This window comes from Robinsoniella sp. KNHs210 (genome assembly GCF_000686105.1).
Lineage (GTDB): Bacteria > Bacillota > Clostridia > Lachnospirales > Lachnospiraceae > Robinsoniella > Robinsoniella peoriensis.
In genome coordinates this window covers 1,934,837-1,955,905 of sequence record NZ_JMLZ01000002.1, presented here as the reverse complement: position 1 = coordinate 1,955,905, position 21,069 = coordinate 1,934,837, and the positions used below count along the sequence as shown (strand labels likewise).

Genomic DNA, 21,069 nt, shown 5'->3' with positions numbered 1-21,069 from the left:
ACCGGAAATATCCTTTTTCCAACAGTAACGAAATATCTTGAATCCGGTTAAAACGGGCTGCTGCGATATCTTCCCGGTGAGATTCCTACTTTTTCACTAAAAGCGGAAGTGAATCCCATCTCACTTTGGTAGCCAACAGCGTTTGATATTTCTCCGATAGTTTTATCTGTTGTTTGCAACAGATGTTTGGCAGTATCCATGCGCAGCTTTTGCAGGTACTCATATGGTGAATATCCGGTATTGTTTTTAAAGACCCGTATAAAATGATATTTGCTCATGTGAACCGAGTCAGCAATATCAATGAGGTTGATTTTGCTGCTGAGATTATATTTCATATATTCAATAGCAACCGTGGAGACTCTGGTTGATTTTGAGGCAGTGCTGTTATTATCGGCAGAAAGTGAAGAAATCAGGGTCTTATAGATTGCGGAGGACAGATCTGTTTTGCTCAGCATCTGTCCTGTTTTGAAGGAAGAAAGTATAAAACGAATATTAGTTTTAATATCATTACAGGTATAGTCATGGATGATAATACCGTTTTTACTGCGATAGAGTTCATAAATATTATTGCAGATATTTCCTTTTATATGAAGCCAGCTAAAATCCAGGCTGCCTGCAGCGCCATAGCGGTGGGGGGTTTTTAAATCCATGAAAACAACATCCCCCTTGATAGCGGTATAGTGGGATCCTTCGTAATCGATATCCATGGCACCCTGATCAATATAAGCAATAAAAATGCAGTCATAAAACAGACGGTCTATCACATAACCGTCTATACAATGGTACTGGCCGCACATAACCAGATGATTGAAGATATCCGTATCCCTGCATTCTTCTGATGCAATGAAAAACTCGGATCCGGGAGATACTCCGGCTTCATTTCCAAGCACATAACTCTTACGTTCAATATTCATATCGGACCTCTCTAAAAACAGCAATTTTGATATAATAGAACAGCAACTATTTCGATTGTTAAGCAGGATTCTTTCAACTATACTCATTATATCAGATTGTACAATCTATAGTAAGAACTTAATTGAAATGGAGTGATTGTTTATGGAACATATGAATATCAGAGTGAATTTTAATATGGCTGATTACAGCAATTTGAATTTTCCAAAAAAGGATCAGGACATCTTACGAGAACTGGCTAAGAGAATGGCAGAGTCAGCGGCTAAGCCGGTTATGTCAGAAAGGCGTAAACTGTGGACTGCGCACAATATGCTGAAATGTACCCGCCCTCTGATTCTGTGTGATCCTGAAAATGGCTGGAATGAAATTATACCGGATGAAGAGATAGAGTGCGAAAACAGTATAGCCAGATACTGGGAGTTACATATCAGAAAACAGATTTATTGGGGCGAATATATGAATGATGATTATGTCGTGGAACCCGTATTTACACTTCCGTATGTTCACAAAGTAAAATCCTGGGATTTAAAGGGCAAAGAATCAAAATTTACAAAAGGAATAAAAATGGAGCAGGGGAAATCCTATCACATTGATGCGATTATGAAAGACTATGGTGAGCTTGCCCAGGTGGAAAAAGAAGAGTTTCTCTTGAACCGCAATGCAACAAAAGAGTTGTTTGAAACTGCCTGCGATTTATTTGAGGGCAGTTTGAAAACACAGCTAAATACGGCATGGTTTTGGTCATTTGGCCTGACGGATGAAGCAGCTTTCTTAAGAGGCATGGAACAGCTGATGTATGATTTTTATGATGAACCAGAAAATATACACAAAATGATGGCAATGCTCCGGGATGGAGTTATGGCAAAACTTGATTTCCTTGAGGAAAATGATCTTTTTTCAATGAATAATGATAATTCCTATGTAGGTTCCGGGGGAATTGGCTATACTACGGAACTTCCGGCATCTGATTATACCGGCAGGGTTCGAACCAAAGATATGTGGGGGCTGGCTGAGAGTCAGATCACAGTTGGGGTATCAGCGGAAATGTTTAAAGAATTTGTGTTTCCCTACCAGAAACCAATCATGGAGCGTTTTGGTTTGACGTGCTACGGTTGCTGCGAACCAATGGACCAGAGGTTTGATATAGTAAAAGAGGTAAGTAATCTCCGCAGAGTCTCAGTATCACCCTGGGCAGATAAAAGAATAATGGCATCTAAACTGAAGCAGGACTATATCTATTCCCTGAAGCCATCGCCGACTGATCTGGCATCATCTGAACTGGATCAGGAAAAGGTCCGGCGTGAACTTAGAGAGACACTGCGTATATGCCGGGATAATTGTGTGGAAATTATTATGAAAGATAATCATACATTGGGCAAGAATCCAAAGAATCTGACAGACTGGGTGAGAATTGCCAGGGAGGAAATCTGAGCTGCCTTTTACAATAATGACAAGCGCCAGAGTGTCTTTTAGACACGGTCTGGCGCTTGTCGTTAATTATATGGAGTTAGAAAAGTATACAGCTTATGATTTGTATTTTTTAAAAGTAACCGTTGCCGCCTGCCCTTTGTTTTTAAATTTTGATTTATAGGAAGACCATTTTTTAGCAGGTACCTGAATGGTGGCTGTTTTATGAATATTCTTTAAAGCATCTTTTTCCACTGTTTTTATCGATGAAGATTTTACTAATATCTTTTTCAGCTTTGAACAGCCACTGAAGCTTTGTTTTCCAATAGAAGTGATATTTGAACCAATTGTTATGGAAGTTAGCTTATTATTTTTTTGAAAAGCCTTGTCAGAAATTCCGGTTACTTTAAAAGTAAATGAATTTACTTTAATAGAAGAAGGAATCGTTAATTTGGTAAATGTATTCTTTTTTGGTTTCACAACAGTAGCAGTTCTGGATTTGGAAGTGGCGCTCGTAATTTTATATACGAAATTTCCAATGGTAACTTTAGTTCCCTTTTTCGGGATCTGTGGGACACTCTTTAATCCACGGATTGCTGTTTCGGCGGATTCTGTAGTGATCGTAACCAGAGTCTGCAATTCTGCCTTGGGACTAATGCTCAATAATTCCTGTGCTGCTTTTATAGATTTGTCAACAACCGCTAAGGTTTCTGTAGTGTATTTATTTCTATCCAGCTTTGCGGCTTTGTTAATAACAGCGGTTAATGCCGATACATCAGCTTTTTTCTCAGGCTGTGCAATATTTTCCTTTAAATTGTTTACTGCTGATGCCAAAGCCTGCAAGGTGTTATTGACGGTATTCTGCTCATCAATATCAGGATTTAATTTCACAATACGTTCAGCTTCAGCCAATGCTTTATCCAATATGGATAAGGAACCTGCCTGGTATTTTGTCCGGTCAATTTTCTTAGCCAGATTAATGCCGGTGATGAGTACAGTCAGATCAGCAGGTTTTTTTACCAGTGATTTCATGGCATTTTGTATGGATGCCACTGCAAGATCCACCGTTTCCTGGGTGATGTCTCCCGGAAGTGAAACGATGATTTTATAAGCATTTGCCGCCGCACTGTCTAAGCTGTTTAAAGAAGTAGCAGTGTAGTTATCCCGCACGATTTCCTGGGCATTGTCTATAGCCTGGAGTAAGAGGTCCGTGTTAAGCGGCTCTTCAGGTGTTGTTTTTACTATCTCAAAATTCATATACCCGTTTGCGTTTATTTCTAAAGTATATTCTCCTGTCTCTTCATTCCAGGTTTCTTTAGGGGCATCATACTGATTTTTAAGCCCTGTCAGATTCTGAATCTCAGGTTTAGACTGGAGGTCTTTAAATGTTATGGAAGCTTTTTTAAATTCATTATCACGGGTTTTATCTTTTGGAATATAGTTTTCCATCAGATAATCCTGGAAGAGCAGGTTATAGTCTCCATCCCAGCGTTGTGTGTAGTTTTCCCAGATATCACTTTTATCTACGAAATAGTTATTGAAATTGACAGTAACTTTTTCGCTAGTTTCTAAGAAATTAATGTAGGTATAAGGATCAAATGATACATGAATGCCATTGCTGAATTCTGTATTTTTCAGATCCGCAGTCTGCACAAGAGATGACACCGGATATCCGGTCCAGCGGTTATTGTAAGTAAACCAGTAGTTGTCAATGTTTTGAACATAAGCGTTACCAGTTGCGTTTTCCTCGTAAAACTGGTTGAAATATTCCTGCACAGCTTTTTGTGTTGCGGTATCTTTTCCGGTTTTTACTTCATCTAATGTATTTTTTTTGAACTTTTCTATTACGGAGTCTTTGTTCAGCAGCTGTATCCCATTATCGGTAAATATTTTTTTGTCTTCATCCGTTGCAAGGGCAGGAATAGATGGAATGATTCCATATCTTCCGGAAAGCTGCATCATCAGCATTTCATTTTCATCTGATCTGTCTCCTTTATGATTTAAATTCCCATCGCCGTATAGAGCCTTTATCAGATTTACACCAGCTTCCGCTGTTTTATTGAGCGTACCTTTTCCAGAATCAAATGCAACTTTGGTTCTGCTCATAACTTCTTCACGTGTCTGGCTGTGGTTTGCTATTATATAGTCCATTGCCTGTACAATGGCGTTATCAAAAGCAGGAGTGGTATAAGCCGGTTCATTTTCACTTCTTGCGATGGCTGTACTGTAAAAGGGATGCTCAAATGAAAATACAGTAGCACCCGAATTGGCTTCAGACAGCATACGGATTGGATAATTTAATTCCGGGAATGAAAATGGGTGACGGCATTCTTCTCCACCGCCCAGACGTTCTACGCGGTTTTCGCGGAAAGGATCATTATAGTAGTAGAGATCCCACCATTGCCAGGAATCAATTAAGGATCCCCAGTTTCCGGCATATCCGCTCAGCCAGGTACCCATGGCAACGCTCTGATAGGAATTATATCCTGCCATGCTCCATTGGCTGGTATACTTTGGCATAATGATGAAGTTGTCTCTGTATTTTTTAGCAGCTTCCATGAGGACGGTATTTTTTAAAGTGCTTTCCATGTATTCATCATAATTGTTGGTATCTGCAAAGATAACGTATCCGCCGTATTCCGCAGACAATTCCAGTTTAGATGCAATTTCCTCACTTCGGTATCCGCCATGGTTCTGCCATACGGATGCATGGTTTTCTGAGTATACCACGCCAAGCATATTTGGATATTGTTCATACATTTCAGCCAGCCAATCATTGTCAAAAGGATGGTCGGTGTAAGAGTTGGATATCATCAGGAAAAAGGGAATTTGATCGGCTGTCGTCTTATCCATTTCCATATTATACCATCTTCTGGTGTCCTCGTCATCATTAATATTGCCGCCTGCATGTATGAGAATTGCCTGATACTGCTTGGTTTCCGGCGTCATGGCTGCATCCAGGCTGTCCCAGAATGTCTGAATGTCAAGTCCGCCCTGAAGAGAATCCTGTCCTTGTCCAAGATTTTCGGGATTGGACTGGCGGTACAAATGGTGATAAAACAAAGGATGTTCACTATCGATAACTCTTCTAAGCGCTCCCACCTGTGTTGATCTGACCTCCAGCCAGAAGGATTGATCTAAGCCATTTATGGAGGCAGTGATCTGGGTTTTGCCGTTGGAAAGGGCTGTTATAAGGCCTTTTTCATTTATTTCGGCAACAGCAGGAACACTGCTTGCAAAGGAAAGCCCACTTGCGTACACTTGACTATCTCCTTTTTTTAAGGATACATCTAACTGTAGTGTTTCACCTGTCTTCATTTTGCCGGTAGAATTATTAATTACAAGGCTGTCAGCTGTTACAGGTGTCTGGTCAGTAGTGTAAGCCAGTGCATCTAATTCTATAAAATTAATATTGTGAGCTGAATTAGGTGGACCCTGACTTTCTATCACAAAAGTATGTTCTCCATAAGGGATACCGATTAACGTATAGATTGTACGCTGATACATAGGGCTGTTATTGGAGTCAGGCATAGCCATTAGTTCACCGTCCAGGTATACTTTTGCTTTTGTGAAATTTGTATCTGTTTGTCCAATCCATTGAATTCCGGTACCTGTAAACTGATAACTTGCGGTAGCGCCAACGGCGTCGGACTGATGAGCGCTGCCCTGGCTGTGTCCCTGTTCGGAATATTGATTCCAGGTGCCTTCATATGTAATGGAACCGGAATCATTTTCAACCAATGTCCAGCCCTCCAGAGCTTTTGCAGTTGTTTCAGAATAGATGCTGTCAATAGAAACCTCGGTTTCAACTACTGCATTCTGTTCTGTGATGCTGTCTGCTTCAGACGGGGGGAGTTCTATCCCCGGAGTTTCTGCGGTTAGCGGTTCTGTTTCCACCTGCTCCATATTATTCTGTTCTGCAAACTCCGATTCTGACGCAAAAGTATTCAGTGGAAAGTTCAGCGAAAGCGTGCTGGTTATGAAGATACCCGCCAGTACAGCTGAAGTTATGCGTTTCATTCTCTTTTTCATACATTCTTCTCCTTTTTTATGTGCCTCTATATTATATAATAGTTGAATCAGGAGAAAAATGACATTCGAATTTTTGTCTAAATATTACACATTTTTTACTGGATTCTAAATGGATCTATGAGGTACGGAAAAAATAATACATATGGTTGAAATGACAATGATAAGTGATAAATAAATTACGGATTTTACACTGTTCTATATGACAGAACCTTGTATGTTAATAATGAACAAAGCGTTAAGAGAAAATTTGCATATTTCAGCCAATTGTCATATCTGATTGTTTGTGATATGATTTAAATATAAGAAATATAAGAACAATGTTCTTTAATACAGAACGGGTGGGTGAGTGTATGGAAACAGAAGTAAAAGTGAAGAGCCTTCAGAAGGCAATTGAAGTATTGAATTGCTTTACCAGAAAGCCCAATTTGGGTGTAACTGAAATTAGTGAGCAGCTGGGCTTGTATAAAAGCAATGTACATAATATCCTGAATACCTATAAGGCTATGGGATATTTGGAACAAGACCCGGAGACAGGGAAATACAGCCTGGGAATTGGTATTTTTGACTTAAGCAGAGCATTAGGTGATCGGTTTACACTAACAAAAGTAGCCATGCCCTATATGCAGGAGTTGGCAAATACAACGAATAAAAATGTATATCTGGCAGTCCCAAGGGAAGATGAGGTGCTGTATCTGGATGCAACCTATCCCGCAGATGCAACCTACCTGATGCGGTCTCTGCTGGGGGAACGTGCAAAGATGTATTGCACGGGTTTAGGAAAAGCAATGTTATCCGGTATGAATAGCGGGCAGATAGAGGAGTGTATATCGGCAGATATGCGGCCATACACAGAAAATACTATTACAGACAGGCAACAATTGCTGGAAGAGCTGCAGCTTACAAAGGTCAGAGGATATGCAATCGATAATATGGAGCATGAATTTGGAATTAAATGTGTCGCACTTCCTATTTTTGATAACAGGCGGCAGGTAGTGGCAGCCATTAGTGTAAGCGGGGCATCGGTACATTTTACTGATGAAAAAATTGTGGAGATTGCAGAGCTGATCAAGAAATACGTAAAGCTGATTGAAAGCAGGATTTAAAGGAAGAACTTAGGTACATGGATACCTAAGTTTTACTTAAATAGATTTATTAGAACATTGTTCTATATTATAGAACAAAAAGGAGGAGAAGGAAATGGAGAAACAATTTCCGGGAGGGGTCTGGCCGGTTATGCTGACACCTTTCACAAAAGAAAATGAAGTGGACTATGAAGCGTTGGGGAGTCTGGTGGAGTGGTACATAGAAAAAGGAGTTTCCGGATTGTTCGCGGTATGCCAGTCCAGTGAAATGTTCCAGCTTTCACTAAAGGAGCGGATTGTGGTTGCAAAAGCCGTTGTACAAGCCTCCAAAGGAAGAATTCCGGTTATCGCATCCGGTCATATTTCGGAATCCCTAAAGGATCAGGAGGCAGAAATTACCGAAATGGCATCGACAGGAGTAGATGCTGTTATTCTTATTACAAACAGGCTAGCCAAAAAAGATGAGGGAGATGATATCTGGCTGAAGAACTGTGAACAGCTTCTTGCCAGGATACCCAGGGATATCCCTCTTGGATTCTATGAATGTCCGTATCCCTACAAACGGCTTTTGTCGGAAGATAATATCCGCTGGTGCCTGGGAACTGGGCGCTTTTACTTTCTCAAAGATACCTGCTGCGATATCCGTCAGATTGAGGAAAAACTTTCCTGGCTGAAAGGAAGTAAATTAAAGCTGTATAATGCAAACACGTCAACTCTTTTGGAGTCACTGCAGATTGGGGCTTCAGGTTACAGTGGGGTAATGGCCAATTTCCATCCGGAGCTTTACGTATGGTTATGTGAGCACTATAAGGATGAGAAAGCAAAAGAACTGTCAGACCAGCTTGCCATGATGTCTCTCATTGAGCGCCAGTATTATCCGGTAAATGCAAAGTATTTTCTGTCAGTTGAGGAGAAACTTCCTATTCGGACTGTCTGCAGGGTACAGGATGAGGGAGGGCTGACAGAAACATTTAAAAAGGAAATTGATATGCTTTCCCGTGTTTCAGATGAACTGGCAGAAGCTTATGAAGTGAGGAGGTAGCGGTATGGAAGGAAAGACAGTAAAAAAGAGACGTATAGGGGAAGAAAAACTTCTGGCTATTATTTTCCTGGCACCGGCAGTCATTTTAATTCTGGGTATGACGGTTCTGCCTATCATCATTGCCATCAATACCAGCCTGCACAATACAGAATATGCAGAAGTAAAGGAATTTGTCGGCCTGAAATATTACATAGAAATTCTTGGCTCTAAAAAAGGATGGAATAGTATCTTTAATTCCATTACTTATGTATTGATGTCCCTGGTATTAGTTATTCCCCTGGGGGTGGTGAGTGCGGTACTGCTGAACCGTAAGATGAAGGGGCGCACAGCCATCCGGACATTGATTATCATACCGTGGGTACTCTCGCAGACAGTGACCGCATTATTGTTTAAATGGCTTTTAAACAGCAATTATGGACCAGTCAGTTATATTGTATATACTCTTACTGGGCAGAAAGTGGATTTCTTTAATTCTCCGCTGGCAGCAAAGCTGACAGTTGTATTGGCAAATGTCTGGAACTCCTTTCCAATTGTACTGATCTTAATATTGGCTGCCTTACAGTCTATATCCAGAGATGTATACGAAGCGGCTGAGGTAGATGGTGCTACAAAGCTGCAGACATTTTTCAAGATTACGCTTCCTCTTTTGAAGCCTACCATTTTGACCTCTGTTGTATTACAGAGCATGGAGTATTTCAACATGGTTACCTTAATTTATACCCTGACGTCGGGAGGGCCTTTTGATGCAACGCAAACGGTCAGTGTCCTGGCATTTAAGGAAGGCTTTGATTACTGGCACCTGGGTTATGGGTCTGCAAGCAGTATTGTAATTCTTCTTTTAAATATGGCATTTAGTATCATCTACATGCGGATATTGAACAAAAAAGAAGATTAGCCATGAGAGGAGGAGATAATATGAGAGGAAAGACAAAGATAAGGATATCCCTATTTTTGACGTATCTGGTTTTAGGAATATTTATTATAGTCATGATAATTCCAATTTTATGGGGATTCATGACATCATTAAAAAGTACAGGGGAAATCAGCAGGTTTCCTCCAACCATTTTTCCAGAAGCCATAGATATGGCTAATTATTATAAAGTTTTGTTTTTATCAAATTTTTCAACTTATTTTAAGAACAGCTGCATTATTACGCTTCTGTGTGTAATCATTTCAACCGTAATTGCAGGACATGCAGCATATGCACTGGCAAGATTTCACATCAGGCATAAAGAACAGTTTATGTTTGCAATTCTGATGACCAGCATGGTTCCGGCAGTAGCGCTGTTAATACCGCTTTATATTATTGCAGTAAAAGTTGGTATTTATAATACACGGTTTATGTTGGTACTGGTGTATACAGCCTGGAGAACACCAATGCTTACCTGGATTTTAAAAGGATTTTTTGAATCAACACCGGAGGCAATCGAAGAAGCGGCATTGATCGACGGCTGCTCCAGATTGCGGACATTTTACAGGATTGTAGTGCCGATTTCGCAGCCTGGTATTGTATCCAGTGCATTACTTACAGCAGTTTATGTCTGGAATGACTTCCTGGTATCATTTACATTTGTAACAAAGGAGGAACTAAGGACGGTATCCGTTGGCTTATATTCCTATATTACACAATACGGCGTACAGTGGGGGGAATTATTGTCAGCCGTGATGATTACGATTATTCCAATTATCATTTTATTTGTCTGCCTTCAGAAGAAATTTGTAGACGGAATGGCAGCGGGGGCGGTTAAGGGATGATCGTGTTGCAAATTCATTATAAGTAACCAATAAAATTAATATCATAAAGGAGAAGAAGTATATGAAGATGAGGAAAGCAATGAGCATGGTTTTAGCATTCGTTCTAGCGTCCGGACTAATGGCATGTGGGCAGGGGACAAAGGCAGATCAGACAGGCACAGGAAAAGAAACTTCGGCTAAGAAAGAAAGTACAGCAGATGGAGGAACTGATCTAACCTTTTGGATTTTCTTAAATCCCGAATCTGCAGAGGATCCGAGGAATGTGGTTTTGAAAGAAATTGTAGAAGATTATAATAAGAACAATACAATGGGAAATACCGTGACAGTAGAAAGTATTCACTATAGTAAATTTGAATCCCAGGCGATACAGGCAGCTGCAGCGGGAACCGGACCCGATATCATTAATATTTACACAGATATGTTGAAACAGCACATTGCAGGCAAAACGGTGCAGCCTATGACAAAATATGCCGAAGAATTGATTCCTGCAATGGAAGGGTATACCTATTCGGCTGACAGTCTGAAAATTAACAATGAAATTTATACGCTGCCATGGGAAAGCCGTACCTTCACCTATTGGTATCGTACCGATGTATTTGCAGATGTGCCAAATTCCCTCAGTGATTTGGCTGATACGGCAGGGGCGAAGTCAACCGCTCTGGAGCAGGGATTTGTAATTGGTCTTTCGGATGGAAGTAATGCAGCCAGTTTCATGGAATCCTTTATTCCATTCCTGAGATCTGCAGGGGGCAGTCTATTTGATGATAATGGAAAAGCTGTGTTCAATGATGATGCAGGAGTGAAAGTACTGGAATACATGAAGGGGCTGGTAGACAAGGGAGCTATGGATAACTCTACCTTAAGCCTTGGTGTAGATGATGTGGTAGATGCATTTAAAGCAGGCACCATCCTTTCCTGTAATGCAGGTACTCAAAGGGCAGCAGCCATTCGTTCTTCGGAGTTAAATGACAAGATCTCATCTGCTCCTATTCTTGGATTTGAAGACGGTATGGAGAGTCCGGCAGTTGTAGCAGGGCAGAGTCTTGGAATCGGTAAGTATTGTAAAAATACAGACGCAGCTTTTGATTTTATCAAAACCTTCTATACGAAAGAAAATCAGGTGAAGTGGCTGAAGGCGAATGTACTGCCTGTTCTTTCCAGTGTATATGATGAAGAAGAGATCAAGGCTCTTGCTAACTATGAAGAGTTAAAAATGTGGAACGAATATGCAGCCACCGGTGCAGTGGAATTTTATCCCGAAGATTATTCGGAACTTTCCGTGAAACTGGTACAGGCGGCGCAAAATGTTGTATTTAACGAACAAGATGCGAAGACAGCTTTAGATGAAACAGCAAACTGGTATAATGAGAAAAACGGACTGTAAGAGAGGGGAAGAAGATTATGGAGCAACAGTTTAAAGAACAATATGATGTGATTATCGTGGGCGGAGGCCCGGCAGGAATCATGGCAGCCCTGGCAAGTGCCAGAGTAGGAGCCGCCACACTGGTGATTGAGAGAAATGGCTTCCTTGGAGGGGCAGCGACAAATTCTGTATTAGGCCCGATTTCCCCGTTCCATTTTGGAGATGAGCAGGTAATCAATGGGATTCCTCAGGAATTTATGGATGAATTAATAAAGGTACATGGAAGCACAGGACATTTAAAAACGCTTGATCCGTATGGAAGCGGCGCGTATCTGGGCTTTTATGACAGAGAAAAATATAAATATGTGGCAGAAGAAATGATGTTAAAGGATGGAGTGCAAATCTATTATCATGCGTTTATCAGCCAGGTGAAAAAAGATGGAAATCGCGTCATGGGAGTAACCGCTGTTACTAAGGCAGGATCAAAAGAATTTGCATGCAAAATATTAGTAGATGCCAGCGGAGACGGTGATGCAGCAGTACTGGCTGGAGCAGATTATGTGTATGGAAATGAAAACACAGGAAAAGCGCAGCCTGGATCGGCTATGTTCGAAATGGCAGAGGTGGATACAGATAAGGTCTATGATTACATATATGAGAATCCGGAGGACTTTGAATGGAAGTCGGATTTAGTTCCCATACGGGAATACAGCGACAGGCTGAAGCAGCATTATTTTGTGGCACAAGGTTTTAAGAAATTGGTGAAAAAGGCTGTTGAGGCCGGAGATCTGCAATTTGGCAGGGACAGTGTTATTGTTTTAAATGGAATTCATCCTGGAAGTATCCACTTTAATGCAACCAGAGTCAGTGGTTATAATTCTTCCGATCCGGAGGAAAAATCAATCAGTGAAATTGACGGCAGACGGCAGATTGAATCCGTATCAGAATTTATGATTAAATATGTGCCCGGATTTGAAAAATCCTACGTCAGTGTTACCAGCAATGAGGTGGGGGTGAGGGAAACCAGACATATTAAAGGACTTTATACCCTCACTGGTGAGGATGCCGGGGAGGGCAGAAAATTTAAGGATGTTGTATCCAGGGGTTATTTCCCAATGGATATCCACAACCCGGATGGTGCTTCCGGATATACGCAAGGCAGTCAGGGAGGATGCTGGGTAGATTTGAAGGATACTTATGATATTCCCATGCGCTGTCTGATTCCAATGGGAATTGACGGTTTGGTTTTAAGTGGAAGATGTATTTCCGGAACCAGTGAGGCACATGGTTCTTACCGTACCCAGGGAGGCATTATGGGAATTGGGCAGGCTTCCGGTGTATTAGCCGGGTTATGTGCTGTACAGGGAATCCAGCCAAAAGATATGGATGTAGAGCAGGTACAGAAGAAGCTGATAGAATTCGGAGCTTCGGTCTTCCGAGACGAGGAGAAAAAGGCAGGAGAAGAGGCTCATGCCAAGAAGTGTGTCAAAGAATATATGAAGAAACGAGTGAAATATATTACTAAAGAGGAGGTAATAAAAAAATTTTTCGAATAACAGGGAGTGGCAGCAGGATACGACTTTGGAAATACCGAAAATGGAAGGGACAGACAGGAAGCAGGCGCCGTAAAGGCACCTACTTCCTGTTTATTTTCTAACAACGCTGCAAGATACTATTATTTTTCAACAAGATATACTATTGATTGGAAAATAAATCCAAAATATAATGGATATAAGTATAAACCGGTTATATTTAAGATTCTTATAATATGTAATGGAGGGATTGCAGTGAAAAAGAAAATAGCTTTAATGCTTAGCGTTGTCATCATATTTCAGAGCGGTTACACCACCTACGCATCCGATGGAAAGGAAGTAAGAAGTTTTAATGAACCGGATCCGTTGTATGAGACTTTTGAAGTACCGCCGTTTGAGAGCAAATCCAGGCCTCTTTGGTTCTGGAACAGCCCTACCCGGAGTCTCAGTGATATCACCAAAGAAGATATCCGGGAGATCATGGTCCGCTCTAAGGAAGAGAGTGGATACCATGGCTTTGGAATCCTGCCGAACTGGCTGGATAACTACATGAGTGACCAGTACTTGGAGTTGTACGGATATGCATTGGAAACTGCAGAGGAACTGGGTATGAAGATGTGCCTCTATGATGAGGACGGTTTCCCCAGTGGACCTGCAGGAGGCCTGCTGGCATCCAAGTATCCGGAAGCTACACTGAAACGGCTGGATAAACAGGAAAAAGACGTGGAAGAGGAAGGAAAAGTGATTGTCCGGATTCCACAGGGGGAATATCGTACTTATCTTGGGGCAGTGGCGCTGAACAACGATACAAAAGAAATAATTGATATATCTGATCAGGCGGTTTTTTACGAGGAAAACGGTCCAGGCGTTTATGCATCCAGTTTTCATCCTGCAATAGGAGAACAAAACTTTACTGCAGAAGAAGCTTTCGACGGTGATCTGAACACCCGTTGGAATTCGGCGAACGGAAAAGTAGAGAACCAATGGCTGGAGGCTTGTTTTCCAACTGCTGTGACAATTGATAAGATAGAAGTTTATGAAGCTCTTGACAGAATCAATGAGTATCAGCTGCAGTATTATAACGGTGCCGATTGGGAAGACCTTGATGCAGGAACCGCTATTGGTGATTTTAAGGAAATTCATATACCGCAAACGACGTCACAACGTTTCCGCCTGGCAGTTCACAACCGCGGAGGGGAAGAAAACCAGCCTGTGTCCATTAAGGAAGTTAAATTCTTTAACGGCTCCAGTCAAGTGATGCCGCCTCAAAATACAGATGAGAGTTATGACCATGTCAGTTGGGACGCACCGGGTGGTTCCTGGAAAGTTATGACCTTCGCCAGCGTAAAAGATGATACAAACAGCCGCGGGCTGGTTGATTATCTCAGCAAAGAGTCGGTAGATGCGTTTATCAATGTTACACACGAGGTATACTATAAGAATTTCTCGGAGTATTTTGGATCGGTAATTGACAGCGTTTTTTATGATGAACCGCCGCTTTATCATGCCCAGGGAAGAACCTGGACCGGTAAATTTAATGAATTGTTCCAAGAGAAAAAGGGCTATAATCCCATTACGCTGTATCCGTCACTGTGGTATGATATAGGGAAAAATACGGCTTCAGCCAGAAGTGAGCTTTACTCCTTCCGTTCGGACCTGTTTGCTACTGAGTACATCAAAAATATGAATAACTGGTGTAATGAACATGGCGTTAAACTCACCGGGCACATGGATCAGGAGGAAAATGTAAATCCGGTTCAGTCCAGCGGCGATATTATGAAAGTATTTAAATACCAGGATATTCCCGGTGTGGATGAGATCAGTTATTATGACCGTGCACTGAAAGCGTACAAGCTGGTCAGTTCTTCGGCGAATAACTGGGACAAAGGTCTGGTTATGAGCGAAACTTATGGAGCCATGGGAGAAGGTATGGGAATTCCTGTGCTGTATAAAGATATCATGAACCAGTTTACCAGGGGAATTAACTACGTAGTGCCGCATGCAATCTGGCAAAACAATACCCAGGCGGTAGACAATCCGCCGGAATTGTCTTACCGCAGTGAGCAGTACGGTCCTGAACTGCCGGCATATAACGACTTTATCGGGCGGGTACAGGGCTTGCTGCAGGAGGGCAGACATGCAGCGGATATCGGCGTGCTGTATCCCATAGATACCCTGGAGGCCCACACGATGTTCGGAGTTGGTGATCCTTATATGGGCGTGGCGCCGGAAGAAGCCGATTATATGGAATTAGGCGAATATCTTATGTCTGCGATCCGTAAAGACTATACGTTCCTCCATCCGGAGGTAATTGCAGAAAACTGCACCGTAGATGGCCGCACGTTTAACCTGAATAATGAAAATTACCCGGAATCTTATAAAGTGATTGTTATGCCGGGAGCGAAAACCATCAGTGTGGATGCATTGAAAAAAGTAAAAGAGTTTTACGATGCGGGTGGACAGGTGATAGCAACCACCCAGCTTCCGTCACAGTCAGCAGAACCTGGCAGTAATCAGGAAGTAGTTGATATCATTACAGCAATGTTTGGAATTACTCCGGAGGAGATCAATCCAGAGCTTCCGGTAATTCACTACCAGGCATCTTCCAGTTTCAACGAGAACTATGGCCCGGAGAAAGCATTTGATAAGGTTGCCTCGGATGGCAGCAGATGGAATGCGGCAGATCTCTCAGGCGGAGATCAGTGGCTGATGGCGGAATTTGAAGAAGACGTGACCATAGAAAAAGTGGTAGTCAAGGAGAACAATCCTTATCGAATCACGAAGTTCCGGGTTCAGTACTGGAATGGCGGTGACTGGGTGGATGCAGCAGAGGGTACGGAAATTGGCCAGCGGCAGGAAATTCGTTTTGACCAGCCGGTAACAACAAATAAAATGCGTCTGTATATCGATACAATTGTGTCTGACAGTGTATCTATTCAGGAATTTGAGATTTACGGAGAAAAAGGTTTTAACCTGGCGTGCCCAAAAGACTACCCCATCGGGCTGGGTGACCAGACCAACGATAATGGCGGACGCGCAGTATTTCTGGGTGGCAACTATACAGAAACTCTCAGAAATTGTATCAATGAGATGCTTCCGGTAGCTGATGTTACCGTTGAAAATGTTGCAGATCAGCTTCCTGGCGGCAGCTTTACTTACATTCATAAAATCAAGGATGAACGGGACGTCTATTATTTTGTTAATTCCAGTGATGAGGCGGTTAAAAGTATGGTAACCCTTCGTGGGCGGATGAAAAAAACCATGCTCTGGAATCCCAAAACAGGTGAACAGCAGCCGGCAAAATTTGAAATAGGAACTCAAAATGGAGAAGATGTGACCAGAATCAGCCTGTCTCTGGACTCTGTTGAATCTGCATTCATTATTGATACCTATGGAGATATTGAGGTTCCTCTGAAGAGTATCAGCCTGGATAAGGCCACGATGAATTTCAAACGGGGTGATACAACAGGAACATTGAAAGTAAGTTACAATCCGTCCGATACCACCGATGACAAGACAATCCTTTGGTCGAGTAGGAATACAAACATAGCGACCGTAAAGGACGGTGTGGTGACTCCGGTTGCTCCCGGAAGTACTGTAGTAACGGCAAAATCGGTGATCAATGGTATCGAAACAACTTGTAAAGTGACTGTGGACAAAGACTTCCGGACGGTTTCCGTAAAAAACCTCCAGGTGAGTCCAAAGGCAGCCACGATCTATACAAAGGATAAAACAGCGCTGAAGGCAGATATTCAGCCATTCAATGCCACCTGTAAGGACATCGTCTGGGAATCTGAAGATACGGGGATAGCGAAAGTTGATAAAAATGGGGTGGTAACCGGAGTGAAAGCCGGCAAGACAACTATTACAGCGGTTTCCGTTGACGGCAATATCCGTGCCGCCTGCCAGATTACAGTGAAACAGAGGATAACCAGCATGAAGTTTAACACACCTGCCTTTACGATCACGAAAAAAGGTCAGACCGTTAAATTAAATAAATACCTGGTAATAACTCCAAAGGATGCCAGCAGCAGGAATGTGTCCTGGAAGTCCGGCAACAAGAAGATTGCAACAGTTGATAAAAACGGTAAAGTGAAGTTCAAAGCATCAAAGGGAAAAGTGACGATCACGGCCGCCGCCCTTGATGGCAGCAAAAAGAAAGCGAAGATCACACTCATCTACGGCAAAAGAATCAGCAGGATGAAGATCAACGATAGAAAGGTGACACTGAAAAAAGGAAAGTCCTTTCAATTGAAGGTGGAAATTGTAAAGCCGGAAAAGCCGGCCTATAAGAAATTGACCTGGACGTCAGCCAACACGAAAGTGGCAAAAGTGGACAGCAAAGGTAAAGTCAGGGCAGTGGGCCGCGGCAGGACCGTGATTACAGCGAAGGCTTGTGATGGAAGCGGAAAGAAAGTAAAGTGTAATGTAACGGTAAGTTAGAGCGTGTTTTGAATTTTTTTGACAGCACTTGCCGGGCGAGTTTCTCGTCCGGCAAGTGCTGAACTTTTTTCAGTTGTATTTATTTAATGAGTGGTACTGCAATTCAGCCAGCTGGGCGGCGGCTTCTGTTAGCAAAAGTTCACTCTAGAACGATTGATGACGGATATTGCGAAAAAAATTACTTGCATATTATATAGACTATATTATAATAGGAAAAGAACAACGAAAGCGGAGTGACCATGAAATGAACTATACTGAAGCAGTGGAATACGTATTGAGTGTTCCAAAATTTACGAAAAAAAATAAGCTGGAAAACACGATTGAATTAATGGAGCGTCTTGGCAGACCGGAACGTGGCATGAAGATCATACATGTGGCTGGTACAAACGGAAAAGGATCTGTTTGTGCTTTCCTTTCCTCTATATTGGACAAGGCTGATAAAAGGGTAGGTCTGTTTACATCCCCTCATCTGGTAAAAATTAATGAGCGGTTTCAGATCAATAATGTCCCCATATCGGACGAAGCCTTTTTAGGTGCATACCGGCAGGTGTGGGCAGCCATAGAGGAAATGCAGGAGGACGGCTTCTTCCATCCTACTTATTTTGAAATATTATTTGCCGTAGCCATGGTGGCTTTCAAGGAGGCTGACGTGGAGTATGTGGTATTGGAAACGGGACTTGGCGGCCGCCTGGATGCTACGAATATCGTAGAGAAACCACTGGCTGTTATCATAACATCCATCAGTCTGGACCATACGGAAATACTGGGCGATACCATTGCAAAGATTGCATTCGAAAAGGCTGGAATCATCAAAGAAGGTGTTCCTGTCATCTATGACGGAAGGAATGCAAATGTGGCTGAAGTCATTGAAAAAAGAGCAAAAGAACTGCATGCACAGACGTATCCGCTCTATGAAGAAATGTATGAAATTTTAGTAAATACGGATAAAAGCATTGATTTTTCCCTGAATTGTAGTTATTATAAAAATGTCAGGGTTACAGTTCCTTACATTGCTCCATATCAGGTAGTGAACAGTTCACTGGCGATGCTGGCGATTAAAGTGATTGAGCTTAAGCAGGAAATTCAGCTTCAGACGATTGTTGACGGTATTGCTTATACAACCTGGGCAGGCAGAATGGAGACGGTTATGCCGGGAGTAATTCTGGATGGCGCACATAATGCGGCAGGAGTGGACGAGTTTGTTAAGACACTGGGACGAGTGGATAGCAGACGAAAAGTGGTATTGCTGTTCTCGGCAGTGGTGGAGAAGAACTACGAATCCATGATAGAGTCCATTTGTAAATCAGCGAAATTGGATGAAGTAATTGTTACCGAAATCCAGGGAGACAGAATTGTGCCTGCAGAGCAGCTGGCAGATATTTTCCAGCGATATACACAGGCAGCAGTCACAGAAATTCCTGATATTAAGGAAGCATTCGCAAAAGCACTGGATAAGAGGCAGGATGGATTATTATTCTGCGTAGGTTCTTTATATCTGGTCGGCGAGATTAAAGGAATAATTGAGGAGAATTACAAATGATTGATTATGAAGAAGAATTGAAGAAATTTCATCCGAGCCTGGATGTAAATGAAGCAGAAGACGCCATTTACAACAGAGACTTTACCGATATTACCGATATCCTGAAGGAATTGATTCAGGAAGAAAAGAAAAAGAGAAAATAAGGGGAATCATATGAGATGTATTTATTGCGGCACCCCCTTATCTGCCATAGATTATTGTACCGGATGTGGGGCGGATATCAGCTTACAGAAAAGAACCATAAGAATTTCTAATCTTCTCTATAATGAAGGATTGGAAAAGGCAACGGTTCGTGATTTATCTGGAGCGATTGCTTGCCTGAAAAGAAGTTTGAAATTTAATAAAGAAAATATTGATGCCAGAAATCTACTGGGACTTGTTTACTATGAAATGGGCGAGGTTGTTTCGGCACTGAGTGAATGGGTAATCAGTAAAAATCTGCAGGTGCCGGAAAATGCTGCGGACGGCTACATAACCAAACTGCAGGCGAATAAAAATAAACTGGATACGATAAACCATACCATCCGCAAATACAATCAGGCACTGCAGTATTGCAGGCAGGATAATGAAGATATGGCGGTCATTCAGCTGAAAAAAGTTTTGACACAGAATCCAAAGCTGATCAAAGGTTACCATCTTCTGGCGCTGCTTTATCTGAAGCAGCAGGAGTATGAACGTGCCAGGAAGCTTTTGCGAAAAGCGATCCGGATTGATGCCACGAACACTACCACACTGCGGTATCTGCATGAGATAGAAGATGCGACCGGCATAGGGACAAGTCTGGATGTAAAAAGGCGGAAGCGCTATGCAAAAGATGCCATGGAGAAGAAATTCACAGGTCCCATGACGTATTTAAGCGGAAATGATACCATCATACAGCCTACACCGTTTCGTGACAGTTCCACGATTGCAACATTTATCAACATTTTTCTGGGACTCCTTCTGGGAGGCGCAATCGTATGGTTTTTGGCGGTACCGGCGATTAAGCAGAGCGTTAATCAAACGGCCACAAAGCAAGTTACAGAGGCAAATACAAAGCTGGCATCTGAAAATGCAAAGAATGTGAAGCTTCAGGAAGAAATTGATGGTTATCAGGCAAAAGTGGACTCTGCAAATAAGACCATGGACGAAGCGAAGGCGAAAGCTACGGGGTATGAAGATCTATTGAAATCTGCAAATCTGCTGATTAAAGGAGATCAGACAGGTGCGGCTACTGCACTTAGCAATGTGGACGCAAAAAGCCTGGATGGTTCTGCAAAAGAGCTGTATGAGCAGATTATGGCAGGGGTTAAGGATGCGTTATATGCAGAGCAATACAACAAGGGTTCTACAGCTTTTGCAGCAGGTGATTATAAGACAGCTATTGAACAGCTGACGCTTGCCAGCCAGACGGATCCTGAATCGTGGAATGCGATGTTTTATCTGGGATTTTCTTACTATTACACGCAGGACACTACCAATGCGGATAAAATATTTAAACAGTTATTAGAAAAATTCCCAGCAGAAGCAGCAGCAAATAATATTAATGGTTTTATTTCTAATAAAGGAAATAATAATTCAACCGACGGAAATACTGCTGGAACTACCGGGAATGCCGCAGGCGGAACCACTGGTGATACCACCGGAAATGCCGCAGGCGGAACAAATGGAAATGCTGCAGGTGGCAACGCAGAAGGTGCCAATGGCAATGCCGCAGGCGGAGATGCAAACGCACCGGGCGGTAACCCAGACGGTGTAAACGGAAATGGAACTGCAGGTGGTGACGGAAACGCTGCAGGTGGAAATACAGCCGATAATAACGGCAATGGAGCAAACGGACAGGCAGGCGGAATCGACGATAATAACGGCGTTCAATAGGCTTGTATCACACACAAAATGAGGAACCTCCAGATTGGGGACGTGTACAATAATATGTACACGTCCTTTTTCTATTTTATATTGGATCGGCAGTGAAAGATTAT

Annotated in this window: 13 protein-coding genes; 11 read left to right on the top strand and 2 right to left on the bottom strand. The window is 42.3% G+C overall.

Features of this window, described 5'->3' with window-relative positions; genetic code table 11:
• Positions 1–47: 47 nt before the first annotated feature.
• Entirely contained in the window at positions 48–914 is an 867-nt protein-coding gene (locus CD03_RS0115585) for an AraC family transcriptional regulator (protein WP_027294454.1), read from the bottom strand.
• 142 nt (positions 915–1,056) lie between these two features.
• Here CD03_RS0115585 and CD03_RS0115580 point away from each other — a divergent pair, with 142 nt between their 5' ends.
• On the top strand, positions 1,057–2,343 hold the full coding sequence (locus tag CD03_RS0115580) for a hypothetical protein (protein WP_052377821.1): 1,287 nt from the start codon (positions 1,057–1,059) through the stop codon (positions 2,341–2,343).
• Positions 2,344–2,436: 93 nt separating this feature from the next.
• Here CD03_RS0115580 and CD03_RS0115575 read toward each other — a convergent pair whose 3' ends face one another.
• Positions 2,437–6,351 (bottom strand): glycoside hydrolase family 98 domain-containing protein, encoded by a 3,915-nt coding sequence (locus CD03_RS0115575; protein ID WP_027294452.1) that lies wholly within the window; start codon positions 6,349–6,351, stop codon positions 2,437–2,439.
• A 350-nt stretch (positions 6,352–6,701) separates the two neighbouring features.
• On the opposite strand from CD03_RS0115575, the gene CD03_RS0115570 reads away from it, so the two are divergent.
• The 10 genes from CD03_RS0115570 to CD03_RS33640 all read left to right on the top strand — a co-directional run bounded on the left by CD03_RS0115570 (position 6,702) and on the right by CD03_RS33640 (position 20,965).
• Complete coding sequence (locus CD03_RS0115570) at positions 6,702–7,454, top strand: IclR family transcriptional regulator (protein WP_027294451.1); 753 nt, start codon at positions 6,702–6,704, stop codon at positions 7,452–7,454.
• A gap of 94 nt (positions 7,455–7,548) precedes the next feature.
• Positions 7,549–8,475, top strand: coding sequence for a dihydrodipicolinate synthase family protein (locus CD03_RS0115565; protein WP_027294450.1), 927 nt, complete (start codon positions 7,549–7,551; stop codon positions 8,473–8,475).
• A 4-nt stretch (positions 8,476–8,479) separates the two neighbouring features.
• Positions 8,480–9,370 carry a carbohydrate ABC transporter permease gene (locus tag CD03_RS0115560; protein WP_027294449.1) on the top strand — a complete coding sequence of 297 codons (891 nt, stop codon included), beginning with the start codon at positions 8,480–8,482 and terminating at the stop codon, positions 9,368–9,370.
• A gap of 20 nt (positions 9,371–9,390) precedes the next feature.
• Entirely contained in the window at positions 9,391–10,230 is an 840-nt protein-coding gene (locus CD03_RS0115555; protein WP_242849101.1) for a carbohydrate ABC transporter permease, read from the top strand.
• Between the two features lie 61 nt (positions 10,231–10,291).
• Positions 10,292–11,614, top strand: a complete 1,323-nt coding sequence (locus CD03_RS0115550) for an ABC transporter substrate-binding protein (protein WP_242849100.1) — start codon at positions 10,292–10,294, stop codon at positions 11,612–11,614.
• A gap of 17 nt (positions 11,615–11,631) precedes the next feature.
• Positions 11,632–13,149 (top strand): FAD-dependent oxidoreductase, encoded by a 1,518-nt coding sequence (locus tag CD03_RS0115545; RefSeq protein ID WP_044289413.1) that lies wholly within the window; start codon positions 11,632–11,634, stop codon positions 13,147–13,149.
• Between the two features lie 231 nt (positions 13,150–13,380).
• Entirely contained in the window at positions 13,381–17,568 is a 4,188-nt protein-coding gene (locus tag CD03_RS36135) for an Ig-like domain-containing protein (RefSeq protein ID WP_156042918.1), read from the top strand.
• A 244-nt stretch (positions 17,569–17,812) separates the two neighbouring features.
• The gene (locus tag CD03_RS0115535; protein ID WP_027294445.1) at positions 17,813–19,108 is read left to right on the top strand and encodes a bifunctional folylpolyglutamate synthase/dihydrofolate synthase; all 1,296 of its coding nucleotides are present in this window, start codon (positions 17,813–17,815) and stop codon (positions 19,106–19,108) included.
• Positions 19,105–19,251 (top strand): hypothetical protein, encoded by a 147-nt coding sequence (locus tag CD03_RS38280; RefSeq protein ID WP_176731149.1) that lies wholly within the window; start codon positions 19,105–19,107, stop codon positions 19,249–19,251. Before CD03_RS0115535 ends, CD03_RS38280 begins: the two co-directional genes overlap by 4 nt.
• Before the next feature lie 10 nt (positions 19,252–19,261).
• Positions 19,262–20,965, top strand: coding sequence for a tetratricopeptide repeat protein (locus CD03_RS33640; protein ID WP_052377818.1), 1,704 nt, complete (start codon positions 19,262–19,264; stop codon positions 20,963–20,965).
• The last annotated feature ends 104 nt before the right edge of the window (positions 20,966–21,069 follow it).

Bases quoted from the DNA above. Each gene is read 5' to 3' on its own strand.
- CD03_RS0115585 (WP_027294454.1), bottom strand. From the start codon at position 914: ATGAATATTGAACGTAAGAGTTATGTGCTTGGAAATGAAGCCGGAGTA.
- CD03_RS0115580 (WP_052377821.1), top strand. From the start codon at position 1,057: ATGGAACATATGAATATCAGAGTGAATTTTAATATGGCTGATTACAGC.
- CD03_RS0115575 (WP_027294452.1), bottom strand. From the start codon at position 6,351: ATGAAAAAGAGAATGAAACGCATAACTTCAGCTGTACTGGCGGGTATC.
- CD03_RS0115570 (WP_027294451.1), top strand. From the start codon at position 6,702: ATGGAAACAGAAGTAAAAGTGAAGAGCCTTCAGAAGGCAATTGAAGTA.
- CD03_RS0115565 (WP_027294450.1), top strand. From the start codon at position 7,549: ATGGAGAAACAATTTCCGGGAGGGGTCTGGCCGGTTATGCTGACACCT.
- CD03_RS0115560 (WP_027294449.1), top strand. From the start codon at position 8,480: ATGGAAGGAAAGACAGTAAAAAAGAGACGTATAGGGGAAGAAAAACTT.
- CD03_RS0115555 (WP_242849101.1), top strand. From the start codon at position 9,391: ATGAGAGGAAAGACAAAGATAAGGATATCCCTATTTTTGACGTATCTG.
- CD03_RS0115550 (WP_242849100.1), top strand. From the start codon at position 10,292: ATGAAGATGAGGAAAGCAATGAGCATGGTTTTAGCATTCGTTCTAGCG.
- CD03_RS0115545 (WP_044289413.1), top strand. From the start codon at position 11,632: ATGGAGCAACAGTTTAAAGAACAATATGATGTGATTATCGTGGGCGGA.
- CD03_RS0115535 (WP_027294445.1), top strand. From the start codon at position 17,813: ATGAACTATACTGAAGCAGTGGAATACGTATTGAGTGTTCCAAAATTT.
- CD03_RS38280 (WP_176731149.1), top strand. From the start codon at position 19,105: ATGATTGATTATGAAGAAGAATTGAAGAAATTTCATCCGAGCCTGGAT.
- CD03_RS33640 (WP_052377818.1), top strand. From the start codon at position 19,262: ATGAGATGTATTTATTGCGGCACCCCCTTATCTGCCATAGATTATTGT.